A 13,058-nucleotide genomic window follows, 5' to 3' on the forward strand; every position below is an offset into this window, starting at 1 on the left:
ATTTACCTGGCCGCCCGCCGATCTTCCCGGATCATGTCGGCTGCTTTTTCGGCAATCATCATCGTGGGCGCGGCCGTGTTGCCCGAAGTGATCGCGGGCATCACCGAGGCATCGACAACGCGCAATCCCGCGATCCCGCGCACCCTCAGGCGCCCATCGACCACGGATGCTTCGTCGGCGCCCATCCGGCAGGTGCCGACAGGGTGAAATATCGTCGTGCCGATTTCGCCGGCGGCCTTTGCGAGATCGTCGTCCGTGTGGATCTGAGAGCCGGGCAGATATTCGACGGGCTCGTATCGGGAAAGCGCTCCCGCGCTCATGATTTTGCGCGTGAGGCGGATGGAATCGGCGGCCACCTTGCGGTCGCCGACGGTGGAAAGATAATTCGGCTTGATTTCCGGATGGTCCGTCGGATCGGGCGAGGTGATGTGGATGTGGCCCCGGCTTTCGGGTCGCAGGTTGCAAACGCTTGCCGTGATTGCGGGGAAGGGGTGCAAAGGCTCGCCGAAACGGTCGAGCGAGAGCGGCTGCACATGATATTCGACGTTCGCCGTTTCGAAGCTTTCATCCGTCTTGGCGAAGACGCCGAGCTGGCTCGGCGCCATGGACATCGGCCCCGAGCGTTTTGCCGCGTATTCGAGCGCGATCTTTGCCTTCCCGAAGATGTTGGATGTCAGCTGGTTGAGCGTTTTCGCGTTTCTTACCTTGAAGATCGTGCGGATCTGCAGGTGGTCCTGCAGGTTTTCACCCACCGATGCATTTTCGACCGCGACCTCTATGCCGTGTTTCGACAGGATTTGCGGATTGCCGATGCCGGAGAGTTCAAGAATTTGCGGCGATCCGATGGAGCCCGACGAAAGCAGGATTTCGCCGGCTGCGTCCACGCTTGCGTCCTCGCCGTCGAGCTTGAGATTGAGCCCGACGGCTCGTCCGTCTTCAATGCGGATGCGCGCGACCTGGGCTTTCGTCAGAACTTCGACGTTCGCCCGCTTCATCGCGGGCTTCAGGAACCCCTTGGCCGCCGTCCAGCGCACGCCGCCGCGCTGGGTGACCTGGAAATACCCGGAGCCCATATTGTCGCCCCGGTTGAAGTCTTTCGTCTTAGGAATACCAACTTCCGCGCAGGCCTCGCGGAAAGCGTCGAGGATTTCCCAGGAAAGGCGCTGTTCCTCCACACGGCATCCGCCGCCCTGGCCGTGGAAATCATCGTCCCAGGCGTAATGGTCTTCGCCGCGCCTGAAATAGGGCAGGACATCGTCCCAACCCCACGCTGAAAGGCCGAGCTGGCGCCAGAGGTCGTAGTCGCGCGCCTGTCCGCGCATGTAGATCATGCCGTTGATGGCCGAGCAGCCTCCGAGCACCTTACCGCGCGGATAGGCGAGCGCGCGCCCGTTCAGACCGGCCTCGGGCGCCGTCGAATATCCCCAGTCCGTTCTGGGGTTGCCCATGCAGTAAAGGTAACCGACCGGAATGTGGATCCAGATATAATCGTCCTTGCCGCCGGCCTCCAGCACGAGGATGCGAACGTCCGGGTCTTCGCTCAGCCTATTGGCAAGCACGCAACCTGCCGAACCCGCGCCGACTATGATGTAATCAAAGCTACCAAGATGCCGCATGCCCGGTCCGCGCGCCCCTTCCCTTCGCCCCGCCGATGAGGGCGGCTTTTAATTTCTTGAAAAGACAAGATGCTGCCGGGCAACGCGAATATCAAGCCGGTCAGAAGGACTGCCCGGAGCCTTGGGCTTCCTCGACAGCGCGGTCGACTTCGGCGACAAGACCAGGTTCGATCTTCAGACGTGCGGCGAGCATCTGGAGATAGGCTTTCTCCGCCGGATGATCGGGATCGATCGAAAGGCGTGAGGCGGCGTAGATCTCAAGCGCTTCTTCAGACGTTTCGGCGTTCTGCACGACGCGCCCGATGTCGAGGGGCGCGCGCAATTCGTCCATGACGAAAGCCTTGGCCTCGGCGTCAAGGTCTAGATGGTCCAGCTTGTCGAAGAGGCGGGATTGCTCTTGCGCGTCGATATGGCCGTCTGCCTTGGCCGCTGCGATCATGGCGGTCAGGAGTTTCAGGCCAAGTGCCGTTTCCCCGCCCGGCATCCGCTCTGGCGAAAAGGCGGAATCGGAAGGAGGCGGCAGCACCTCCGGCTCTGCGCCTTGCGCACTCCGGTCTTCCTGATGCGGCGTCCCGCCGCCCGATTGCCAATCGCGATAGGCCTTGTAGGCAAGGCCCGCGACCAGCGCCATACCGCCATAGGTAACGGCTTTTTTGGTGAACTTGCGCCCGCCCTTGGTGCCGAGCAGGAGCGCGACAAGACCGCCCGCCGCGGCACCTCCCGCAAGCCCGCCGGCATTCGACTGAAGATAATCGCGCCCGCGGTTCACAATGTCGCCGGACGAACCGCCACCTTGCACGCCGCCTGCGCCGAGGAACTGATCGAGAAGCCTTTTCGTGTCGAACATGCGCTCACTCACCCTTCGAGCCTGAATTCGCCCCGAAATCGGAGATGGGCAGGCGGGTGAGGGAGCGCAAGTCCGAAAGAGTGAGAATTCCCACGGTTTTCGTGAACTGGAGCATATCTTGCGAAATCCGGGTCGGAATTCGCGACAAGAATATGCGAATTAATTCCGTCTCCATAAGCCGGCCGCAGGATAATGATACTGGAGCGAATTCTGATCACGAAAGCGATCCCGCTTTCTTAGAAAGCTCACAGTTAGCCCTTCAAACGCCGTTAGCGACGTCCTCAGTAGTTGAGCGGCAAAAGCCTCTCCAGGTTTTTCAGGCCAAAGTCGCGCGTCCCCAATTCGATTTCGCCGATCATCGCCACCAGCGTTTTGAGGTTTTCGACCGGCAGGCCCGCCTTCCTGCCGGCGGAGATCACCGGTTCCATCAGCGGCCCGACTTCGGTCTTGCGTCTGTTCACCGCAAGGTCGCGCCAGACGCCGCTGCGTTCCTTCGCCGAGTGGCGATAATGCTCTGCCATTCCCTCGAAGGTGGCGTCGATCCCGGCGGCATCCCCGGTCAGGAACGCCTCCGCGTCGAAGCCGTCGACACCGACCGGCTCGATCCCGGCTGCACGAGCGATGGTGACGATGTCCCGCGCGACGGAAGCAAGATGCGGCCGCCAGCGGCGGTCGGCCAGAAGGTCGGCCATTCGCTCGTTGGTCAGCGCCGTGGCGATCAGAATGCCGCCGTAGCCGATCTTGCCCCAAAGGTAGCCCTTCACGTTGTCGGTGACATGCACCGTCTCGTCGAAGGCTTTCAGGCTGTCGCACAGGCGCGCAAGCCGCTCGCTTTTTCGCCCGTCCACCTCGCCGACGACGAGACTGCCCCGTCCGCCGTAGTGAATGACGCCGGGCGCGGTAACGTCGGAGGCGAAGTTCACGAGCGAAAGGGCCACCCGGCCGCCGCCCGCATGCGCCGCGATCGCGTCGTCGTTCAGTCCGTTCTGCAGCGAAAGGATGTAGCCGTCGCCGGATAGGAAGCGTGCTGCGGAAGCCGCCGCGCTGCCTGTGTGATGCGCCTTCACGGCAAGGAGAACGGTTTCGAACGTTCCCGCAAGATTATCCGGCGTGACGGCATCGATCTTGACGGTGAAATCATCGACGCCGGTAATCGACAGCCCGCACTCGTTGATGGCGGCGACATGGCGTTTATCGGCATCCACCAGAAGCACGTCGACGCCTGCGCGTGCCATGTAGGCTCCGATGATACCGCCGATCGCGCCGGCGCCCCAGACGACGATCGTATTGCCTGCTCTTGCGTTCATTTGCTTCACTCACTCAGGACGACGGCGTCGTCCGCCGACCATGCGGCATTCACGCTATCGCCTATGTCGAAGCGATTGCTGGCGAATTCCCTGGGCGACTGGTTCGCGAACAGGCGAAGGCCTCCCTGGCCGGTGTCGATCTGGTAGGCGTGGTGGTTGCCGCGAAAGACATGCCCCGCGACGCGCCCGGCGATGTAGTTCCGCTCCGGGCGCTCGCGCGTCAGATGGATCTTTTCCGGCCGCACGGAGATGACGATGCGCCCGCCCGCACCCGCATTCGCGGAACTTCCGCGCACCAGGAAGGGTGCCTCGCTCATCGCGCTCCTGGCGCTCACGCCTTCTTCGTCCGCGCTCTCGACGTCTGCCTCGATGATATTGGAGGTGCCGAGGAATTCCGCCACGAAGCGGCTTCGGGGCCGGTCGTAGACCTCCGCCGGCGAGCCGAACTGCAGGATGTGGCCGTCGCGCATGACCGCCACGGAATCGCTCATCGTCAGCGCCTCCTCCTGGTCGTGCGTGACAAGCACCGTGGTGATGCCGAGGTTCGCCTGAAGCTGGCGAAGTTCGAACTGCATGCTTTCGCGCAGGTTCTTGTCGAGCGCGCCAAGCGGCTCATCGAGCAGGAGAACGGAAGGATTCGTCACGATGGAGCGCGCCAGCGCGACGCGCTGCTGCTGTCCGCCCGAAAGCTGATGAACGAAACGCTCGCCAAAGCCTGGAAGACGCACGATCTCGAGCGCTTCGCCCACCTTCGGGCCGATTTCCCCCGCCGGGCGCCCCGCCATCTTGAGGCCGAAGGCGATGTTCTCCGCCACGCTCATATGCGGAAACAGGCTGTAGTTCTGGAACACCATGCCCAGCCCGCGCCTGTTCGGCGGAAGGTTGGTGATGTCGCGGCCGCCGACGATTACGCTGCCCGTATCCGGTCGTTCGAAACCGGCCACGATCCGCAGGGTTGTCGTCTTGCCGCAGCCGGACGGACCGAGCAACGCCACGAGCCCGCCGCCAGGGATCGTCAGATCCGTGGGACGCAGGGCCACGACATGGCCGAAGCGCTTGGAAATCCCGCGCAAGTCGAGCGTCGCACTGTTTTCCGGCATGATCCCCTCTCCCCGTCGGCTCATCGCGCCGCAGCTTCCGCGAGAGTGCCGGCCCGATGCGCCTGCCACGCGTCGAGCGCCGCTTCCATGGTCATGAAGACAGCCCCTTCCTCGGCAAGGCGGGCCAGCAGACGCTCCAGCATGATCATCCTGTGGCCACGGCCGATGACATGCGGGTGGAAAGTGTAGGTCAGGATGCCCCAGTCCTGGATTTGCTTCATATAAAGGAAATCGTCGACGAAATTCTCCAGCACCAGCGAGGCGTTCATCAAACCCGGCTGGATGCCGGGAAAGTTGCGCATGTATTCGAAGTGCGGAAAGTCATCGAGCGTCCAGCTTATCGGCATCTCGACGAGCGGCGTCTCCTCGCCGAAGATCGCCGGCTGCTCCAGCGGCAGTTGGTCCGGTTTGCGGCAGAAGTAGCAATCGTAGTCGTGCCCCATCATGGAGCTGTCGTAGCGAAATCCATGCTTGAGCAGGAGATCGACAGAATGCTCGCTTAAGTCCCAGGAGGGCGAGCGGTAACCGCGCGGCTTGCGCCCCGTGAGGCGCTCGATCGTCGCGATGCCGCGCACGAGTTCTTCTTCCTCGCCGTCCTTGCCGAGCGTGGCGGGAATGCGATGCGTCCAGCCGTGGTGGGCGATTTCGTGATCGGCCTTGAGCACCTTCTCGGCACAGGCCGGATAGGTCTCGATCGTGTGACCCGGCGTGAAGAACGTGGATTTGACGTCAAAGCGATCCAGCAGGTCCAGTATTCGCGGCAGCGCGACGACGCCGAAATCGCCACGCGAAATCATCGTCGGCGTGGCGAGGTCGCGCGAGATATACGGCGACATGTTGTCATGATCGAAAGTAATGCAGACAATGTGGGTCTTGCTCATGCGGCTGCAGCTCCTCAGGAAATACGTTGCCGGTGCGGGATCGAGCCGCCGCCGTCCACGGCAAGCGTCGCGCCGTTGACGTAGCGCGCATTCTCCGATGCCAGGAACAGGAGGGCGTCCGCGGCTTCCCCCGGCTCGATCAGCCGCCTGAGCGGTATCTGCCCGGTAATCGCCTCGACGTAACCGTCCGGAAAGTCCGCCCCGAGGCTTCCTTGCGCCAGGCCCGGTTCCAGCATGTTCACGCGAATGCCGTGCTGGCCGAGTTCCAGGGCGATACCTTTCATCATCCACTCGAGCGCCCGCTTGGACGCGCAATAGGCAAGCCCGTTCGTTCGCAGCACATGCGCCGCAGCCGAGCCTATGAAGACGAAAACGCCAGGTCTCGCGGCATCGATCATCGCCCGGGATAGCCGCCGCGTGATCTCGAAATTCGCCCTGACGTTGATCGAAAACACCTGGTCGAACGTCTCCAGGCTCGTGTCGAAAAGGCCGCCGAACGGGTAGACGCCGGCGTTGTTCACGACGACATCCGGCGGGCCGAACTCCTCCAGCACGGCACCGCAGAGCGTTTCCAGATCCGCATCGCGTGTCAGGTCGGCGGCATGGATGCGCACGGATGGATTGCCGGCATGAGTGCCCTCGAGGCTGTCGACCGTCTTGTCTGTCAGGAAAAGGTTCGCACCGGCAGCGGCAAAACGGCTTGCGAACTCGCGTCCGTAGACGCCGGCCGCTCCTGTGATGACGACGGTCCTGCCCGTGAAATCATGCGTCATGACGGCGCTCCCATGTGTTTGACGCCATAAACCCGGTCCACCACCACGAGCGCGAGCAGCGCGAGCAGCATCTGAACCGTGCTGACCGCCGCGATCGACGGATCGAACTGGTTTTCCGTGTAGCTGAGCAGGACGACGGGCAGCGTGTTGGTGTCCGGCGAACCGAAGAAGAAGGAGATCGGCAGGTTGTCCATGGAGATCAGCAGCGCGAACAGACCGCCGGCGAATATTCCCGGTCGAACCAGGGGAAGGGTGACATATCGGAAGACCTGCCATCGGTTCGCGCCGAGGATCGCCGCCGCCTCCTCGAAATCGGCCGGTTGCGAGCGGTAGACGCCGAGCACCGTGCGCACGATGTAGGGAATTCCGCAAAGCGTGTGTCCCAGCAGAAGAGCGGTGAAGGACACACCGAAGCCAAGCGCGGAGAGATAAAACAGAAGCGCGAACCCGAGCACGATTTGCGGCATCGAAATCGGCGACAGCAGGAAGGTGGCGAGCCCGTCGGCAAATCCCGCGCGGCTGCGGGCGAGCGCGAGCGCGGCCGGCACGCCGATCGTCGCGGCGACGATGGTGGACGCGATGGCAAGTTCGATGCTGACAATGAGCGAATTCAGGAACGGCTCGTACTCGACAATCCGGTAGAACCACTTGAGCGAATAGGCCGGGATCGGAAAGCCGATATAGGCCTGCGCCGAAAACGCCATCCACACGACGATGGCGATCGGCGCAATGATGAACACGAAGAACAGGAATACGAAGGCGGGCAGTAGCAGGTCCGCCGGGTTCCTGAGCAGGTCGAGGAGACGAGTCATTTTCCTTTTACCCCGCGCCGCTTCAGGATCCTCAATTGCAGGACAAGGCAGATCAGCGCCGATATGAGCAGGACGTTACTCATCGCGCCGGCGAGATTGAAGTCCCGGGTGATGGTGAACTGCTGGTAGATGAGCAACGGCAGGGTCTGAATGCTTCCCCCACCGAGCAGGAGCAGCGTCACGAAGCTGCCGTTGGCGAGCATGAAGACCAGGATGAAGCCAGTGCCGATGCCATCGAGCGTCAAAGGCAGCGTGATGTGAAAGAAGGTGCGCATGCGGCTTGCGCCAAGGATTTGCGCGGATTCCTCAAGCTGCCTGTCGATGCCCTGCAAGGAAGAGGCGATCGCCAGCACCATGAAGGGAACCAGCACGTGAACGAGGCCCGCGACGGCGACGCCCGGCCCGCTCAGGAAATTGATCGGCACGTCGATTATACCGAGATCCATGAGGATAGAGTTGACGAACCCGCGACGCGCCAGCAGCACCCGCCAGCCGAAAGTGCGCATGATGATCGACGTCAGCAGCGGCGCCACGAGCAGAAAGACGATCAGGCTGTAGTAGCGGCCCGACTTGCGAACCAGGAAATAGGCGACCGGATAACCCGCCACGAGGCTGATCGCCGTCACCACCAGGCTGAATACGAGCGTCGTGACGAGCACTTCGAGGTAATAGGGATCGCCCAGCAGTTTGGCGTAGGCTGCGAGCGCGCTTGTCGGCGCGCCCGAGAAGCCGCCGGCAAGGCTCAGGCTGCGCGCAACGTTGTCCACCAGCGGCGCGACGAAGAATATGGCCATGAAGGCCACCGCCGGCAGCACCCAGATCAGGGGCACGGCCGCGCCGGCGGGGCCCAGCCCGAGGACGCGGCGCAATCTTGCGCCGCGCTTCGGACATGCCGGAGGTTCGACATCCGCTTTCATTGAACGTCTTTCCTCAGGCGCGGATTTCGCGGTTCCAGCGCTCGATCCACTCCCGCTGTGCCGTTCCGGTCTTCTCGAACGGCGGGAAGCGCGTCTTCTCCCAGGGGGTGATGCGCTCCTTCAGCTTGTCGCTGTACTGGAGCTTGGAGTTGCTGAGGCCGTAGTTGAGGCGCTCGGCGACTTCCGCCTGCGGCCCGGGCGACAACAGCGAGTTGATGTATTCCCACGCCGCGTCGGAGCCGTTCTTCACCTTCTGGGCGATGGCCGGCTGCATCACGCCGCCCTCTTCCGGGTTGATGTAGCGGATCCATGTCGCGCCGGAATCGTAGTGCGCCCAGGTGCGCCCGTCGACGTAGATGGCGACGTCCGCCTCGCCCGTCTCGAGCTGGATCAGCGGATCGGAAATGCCTGTCCAGAAAACGCTGTTCGGCTTCATTTTCTGGATCGCCTCGAAGGCGGGATCGACGTTGTCGACGGATCCGCCAAGCGCGTCGGCGAGCGACCAGATCAGGATCTGCGGCGTTCCCGTGTAGCCGGCGTTCGGCAGCGCGGCGCGCCATTTTCCCGCGATCGTGCCTTCCACGAATTCCGCGAAGGATTTCGGCGGGTTCTTCACGCGCTCATGATAGGCAAGGCCCCACGCGCCGTAGGTAAAGAGCACGCCGTAGCCCTCCACGATGTCGATGAACGGCTGGGGAACGTCGGCAAGATTGGACACCTTGTCGACCGTGAGCGGTTCCGCCAGCCCCGTCCGGCCGGCGATCAGCGCAAGGTCGATCGTGTTCATCAACACGTCGATCGGCGGGTTCTCGCGGTTGGATTCGATCTGCGCCATCCACTGCTGCGGACCGCCGATGAGGACGCTCGCCTCGTTTCCGGTCCGCTTTTCGTAGTCGGCGACCATCACCTCGCGGATCATCTTCTCCCAAATGCCGCCGAAGGCGGTGACGGTGATCCGCTGTCCCTCGGCGAGGGCTCTGGGCGAAACCAGCCCGCCAGGCATACCGGCTGCCAGCGCGCCGATGCCGCCGACCTTCAAGATTGTGCGTCGAGTGAACTTGCTCATGTGCGTTCCTCCCAGAACATTGAATCCCCTGGCCTTTGCGGCCTACTTCTTCCTTGAAGCTTCACAGTGATGTCCGGCGTGCTCGCGCGACAGGGCGCTTGCGGCGTCCTTGGTCGCTTCGACGATTTCGTCCTGATCGCCGATGAAGCGGGCGGTTACGGCCGCAACCGTGACGGCCGCGACCACGCGCCCCTCACGGTTGAAAACGGGGGCGGCGACACCGGTCGCTCCGGCAACCCACTGGTCGATGTTGAGTGCGACACCCGCTTCGCGCACGACTTCCAGATCACGCCTGAGGCGTTCCCCGTCGACCCTGAGGCGCTCCGGAATATCGCCACCCGACCACGCCGCGATATGGCTTTCTATGCGTTCGGGCGGCATATAAGCCAGTTGCACACGGCCCGAAGCCGTGCGGTGAGCGGGATGCAGCCGCGTCAGGTCAGCGTCGTAGCGGATGTCCCTCTGGCTGACGATCTTCGTGAGAAGGCGAACATGGCCGTCGCTCGTCAGCGTCGCGAGGATCGAGGTTTCCCGCAAGTTATCCGTCAGCTTGCGCATGACAGGCAGCGCCTGACGCACGAGAAGCGCCATGGCGCCCCCGATCCAGCCGATTTCGTTGAACTTCAGCGCAGGGTTGATGCGGTACCGGTCGAATTCGTCCCGCTCGGCATAGGCGCGGTCGACGAGCGTTCGCAGGAGCATCAGCGCGCTGCTCTTCGGCGCCTCGAGCAATGTCGAAATCTCTACAAGTGTCAGCCCGCGTTCTGCGGTGGAGAGTATCTCCAGCAGATCCAACACGCGGACGGCCGACTTGACTTGAGGGTTCATATATATGAATTCCGTTCACATATGTGATCTTTAAACCTCAATTCGGGATCGGAGTCAATTTCGAAAGTTGCCGGCACCTGATGCCGGCCGTATGGCGGTGAAGGCGGTTTGCTTTAAACCGAAACTGTATTTGCCGGCCCGCGAGCCTTGGGAAAAACAAGATCGTGGGCGATCGCGCCAAATGTACCCGAAGGGGTGGAGCGTTCATGCTGCCGCCGGAACAGATCCCCGACGCGGAACCGGCCGTAAAGTTCCAGTCAGCCCCATGCGGCAGCGAATTGGACTGCCGGGCGAGAACGTGTTCGGGGGCGCCGACCAGCGCGTAATATCGGGTGGCAATGCGATCTTCCGGGAGGGCGAGGCGAATTTCCCGATGCTGAAGAACATGCGCACCTAGGTTAATCAGCCGATCATCGACCTCGCTCGCCTCTTTGTCATTTCCGCTGCGGAAAGCGGAAACCTCGGCGAAAGCCGCTTATGTCAACACCGCCTAGTCTTCCCTCATGCGCTGATTTGGCTCCAGGCCTCAGCGAGTAATGATAAAAGCGTCTCATTCAGGCCTTCGTCCCGGAAGCTGCCGTTGAAGCTTTCGACAAATCCATTCCGCATCGGTTTGGCAGCCGACTGACAGCTACGCCAGCGATTGGCGCCCTACGGTCGGGTCGTTCGCCCATCAGGCCTGATAGCGTTGTGTGCCCTCCGGAAGGCTGAATTCGAGGACGTTTTCGATTTCGACAAAACTCATGCGGCGGGAGGATGGTCGGAGCTCTTCCAGAAAGCGCGTGAGTCCTGCGTATTTGGTCAATCGTCTCTCCAAATGCCGGATCACGTGCTGCCGCGAATATCTTCCGCCAGTGTCGCCAGCGTGACGGCTTGGCCTTCGAGGTTTGTGAAGGCGAAGGGGTTCAGAAACTGCCGACCCCAGAAGAAATTGCGATCGGTTTGGCTGAGTGCGGCTTCTTCGCAGACGGCATTCCAGTTCTCTCCAATGCAGCGTAGCTGCGCTTCAACGAGGGCGATAGCCTCATCGTCCGAAACATGAAAATGATGGGCGGCCTCAAGGCAGGACGCGACCCGGCTCATGCGATTCTGGCCGCTTATCAGCATCGCCTGAGAGGCTTCCTGGCCGGACCGGCCCTGGGGGCAAATATCATAGGCGGGGGTGAGCGCCAGCCTGTCCCCGTCCCAGAAGGCGGCGTGGTTGCGCGCATGATCGTCGGTATTGCCGCACAGGATGTTGAAGACAATGCGGGCGAACAGCTCGCGCAGCGTAGCGGACGGATCGGCAAAGCGATGACGAATGATCCCGGCCAAGTCCTGATAGCTCGCGTAGCGTGCCATCATTTCGTCGAGAGCCAGCATCGTGAGGGCCGAGACCATGATCTTGCGCTGCCAGCCGCCAGCGGCGTGAATACGGTCGAACCGCTCGACCAGCAGCACGTCCTTTCCGGAGGCGTGGACCAGAGAAACCGGTGCGGCGTTGATGCCGCATAGCGTGGCAAGCCGCATGGCGATGAACTCGGCCTTGACGACGTTATAGGTGTCTGACGACGAGGAAAACTTGGCGACCAGCTTGACCGTGGTGTCTTCGATCAGAGCCTTTGGCCGCGCACCGCCGATGGAGCTGCCGTGGTGCAGCGACTGGTCGAGTTCGGGCGTAAGCGGAATGCCCTGCTCGACCCGTTGCGCGGATTCAATCAATTCGTCCAGGCTCGCCCCGACCGGCGCGCGCGGCTCGTAGACGGTGGGCGAGCGCTGAAAGTCGAGCGCCCCTATCCGGTCGGACCCGGATTCGAGCAGGAAGGTCAGCTCGCAGAAATCGCGATTGTCGAGCTCGCTGCCTTTGACACCGAACTTGCGGTTCAGGATCACGCGCCGCCCCCAGGCGTCGGGCGCGGCATCGCGCATGCAGCCCGGCATGGTCAGACCGCCGAGCAGCGGCAGTTCACCTGAGCGCAACGGCAGTTCCGGCAGGTAGAGCGGCATCGCTTCTGGCCGGTCGAGATAACTCTTGCCGTAATTGAATGTCACGAGCCCGTCATGGGCGTGAAGGCGTCCCGCGACGACCGGCGCGGTCGCGCCCGGCAGCCAGACCCAGACGAAGGCCTCGTCATATGTCGGAACGGTTTTAGAACTCATCGTCGACCCGCTTTCCGGCCTTGTAGACATGCTTGGGCAACAGGGCGATCCGGTCGTCGGTTCGGCTGATAAGCGCCGTTATCCCCTTCTCGTCGGCATCGAAGAGCTTTACGCCGACAATAGCGGCGGCCTCGAACATCAAGCCGATCTCGACCTTGGGGTCGCCTTTTTCCATCCGTTGCAATGTGCTGCGGGCAATGCCAAGACGCTCGGCAAGCTCGTGCTCTGTCATCTTGCGTTTCTTACGCCCGAGCCGGATCATCTTTCCCAGCAGGGTAAGCCCTTCGAGCGTATAGCGCGCATATGTTCTTTTCTGCGTCGCAGCCATCAAAAACCCTCAAGAATGACCGCTTCATAAGGCATATCACCCTGATTTGCCTCATATAGCGGTCATAATCCTAATAAATCACTATTCGGGCAGCAAAATGACCGTAGCATCGGTCAAATTATGAAGATATGCCTTATATATCGGTCAATTCGATGGGGCGGAATGAAGTCATGGAGCGACACCTAATAAATGACCGGGTTTGCGCACCCTCCCTTGGCGCGAGCGCTTCATCGGCATGATGACAGTCATCGGGGCGATTATCGTGATTGTCGGCGACGGCGCATAGCCCGCGTACCGAAGCAACCACGTCTTGAGCAGCGCGACCAACCGGGTTGCATGACCTCGTGTTCGTCGGGAATGCCGAGCGTGATGGCAAGCCCGGGTTTATGTCCAGGCATTGAAGCCCAGTTCGAGCGCAAAAACGATCTGGCCGGTGATTCGGCT

13 protein-coding genes and 1 pseudogene are annotated in these 13,058 nt (G+C 62.0%); 1 reads left to right on the forward strand and 13 read right to left on the reverse strand.

Annotation, left to right across the window (positions count from 1 at the left end; all coding sequences use genetic code 11):
• Positions 1-2: 2 nt before the first annotated feature.
• From HPQ64_RS05950 to HPQ64_RS05995, 10 genes are all read right to left on the reverse strand, one after another.
• A complete protein-coding gene (locus HPQ64_RS05950) occupies positions 3-1,616 on the reverse strand; it encodes a GMC family oxidoreductase (RefSeq protein ID WP_172887404.1) in 1,614 nt (537 codons plus the stop codon).
• 100 nt (positions 1,617-1,716) lie between these two features.
• Positions 1,717-2,463: a tellurite resistance TerB family protein gene (locus tag HPQ64_RS05955; protein WP_172887405.1), complete on the reverse strand. Its 747-nt coding sequence runs from the start codon at positions 2,461-2,463 to the stop codon at positions 1,717-1,719.
• Between the two features lie 281 nt (positions 2,464-2,744).
• On the reverse strand, positions 2,745-3,770 hold the full coding sequence (locus HPQ64_RS05960) for a ketopantoate reductase family protein (RefSeq protein WP_172887406.1): 1,026 nt from the start codon (positions 3,768-3,770) through the stop codon (positions 2,745-2,747).
• 5 nt (positions 3,771-3,775) lie between these two features.
• Positions 3,776-4,870, reverse strand: coding sequence for an ABC transporter ATP-binding protein (locus HPQ64_RS05965; protein WP_172887407.1), 1,095 nt, complete (start codon positions 4,868-4,870; stop codon positions 3,776-3,778).
• Positions 4,871-4,890: 20 nt separating this feature from the next.
• Positions 4,891-5,751, reverse strand: a complete 861-nt coding sequence (locus tag HPQ64_RS05970; protein WP_172887408.1) for a polysaccharide deacetylase family protein — start codon at positions 5,749-5,751, stop codon at positions 4,891-4,893.
• 14 nt (positions 5,752-5,765) lie between these two features.
• Positions 5,766-6,524: an SDR family NAD(P)-dependent oxidoreductase gene (locus HPQ64_RS05975; protein WP_172887409.1), complete on the reverse strand. Its 759-nt coding sequence runs from the start codon at positions 6,522-6,524 to the stop codon at positions 5,766-5,768.
• Positions 6,521-7,336 (reverse strand): ABC transporter permease, encoded by an 816-nt coding sequence (locus tag HPQ64_RS05980; protein WP_172887410.1) that lies wholly within the window; start codon positions 7,334-7,336, stop codon positions 6,521-6,523. Before HPQ64_RS05980 ends, HPQ64_RS05975 begins: the two co-directional genes overlap by 4 nt.
• Positions 7,333-8,253, reverse strand: coding sequence for an ABC transporter permease (locus HPQ64_RS05985; protein WP_172887411.1), 921 nt, complete (start codon positions 8,251-8,253; stop codon positions 7,333-7,335). Before HPQ64_RS05985 ends, HPQ64_RS05980 begins: the two co-directional genes overlap by 4 nt.
• A gap of 13 nt (positions 8,254-8,266) precedes the next feature.
• The gene (locus tag HPQ64_RS05990) at positions 8,267-9,319 is read right to left on the reverse strand and encodes an extracellular solute-binding protein (protein ID WP_246270319.1); all 1,053 of its coding nucleotides are present in this window, start codon (positions 9,317-9,319) and stop codon (positions 8,267-8,269) included.
• A gap of 42 nt (positions 9,320-9,361) precedes the next feature.
• Positions 9,362-10,147 (reverse strand): IclR family transcriptional regulator, encoded by a 786-nt coding sequence (locus HPQ64_RS05995; protein WP_172887412.1) that lies wholly within the window; start codon positions 10,145-10,147, stop codon positions 9,362-9,364.
• Positions 10,148-10,412: 265 nt separating this feature from the next.
• On the opposite strand from HPQ64_RS05995, the gene HPQ64_RS20575 reads away from it, so the two are divergent.
• Entirely contained in the window at positions 10,413-10,544 is a 132-nt protein-coding gene (locus tag HPQ64_RS20575; RefSeq protein WP_281358249.1) for a hypothetical protein, read from the forward strand.
• Positions 10,545-10,651: 107 nt separating this feature from the next.
• Here HPQ64_RS20575 and HPQ64_RS06000 read toward each other — a convergent pair.
• The 3 genes and pseudogenes from HPQ64_RS06000 to HPQ64_RS06010 all read right to left on the reverse strand — a co-directional run.
• A pseudogene (locus HPQ64_RS06000) lies at positions 10,652-10,762 on the reverse strand (integrase core domain-containing protein); the annotation flags it as partial.
• Between the two features lie 210 nt (positions 10,763-10,972).
• A complete protein-coding gene (locus HPQ64_RS06005; RefSeq protein WP_172887414.1) occupies positions 10,973-12,286 on the reverse strand; it encodes a type II toxin-antitoxin system HipA family toxin in 1,314 nt (437 codons plus the stop codon).
• Positions 12,276-12,614: a helix-turn-helix transcriptional regulator gene (locus HPQ64_RS06010; RefSeq protein ID WP_172887415.1), complete on the reverse strand. Its 339-nt coding sequence runs from the start codon at positions 12,612-12,614 to the stop codon at positions 12,276-12,278. Before HPQ64_RS06010 ends, HPQ64_RS06005 begins: the two co-directional genes overlap by 11 nt.
• Between the last annotated feature and the right edge of the window lie 444 nt (positions 12,615-13,058).

The organism is Hongsoonwoonella zoysiae (genome assembly GCF_013266695.1).
Lineage (GTDB): Bacteria > Pseudomonadota > Alphaproteobacteria > Rhizobiales > Stappiaceae > Hongsoonwoonella > Hongsoonwoonella zoysiae.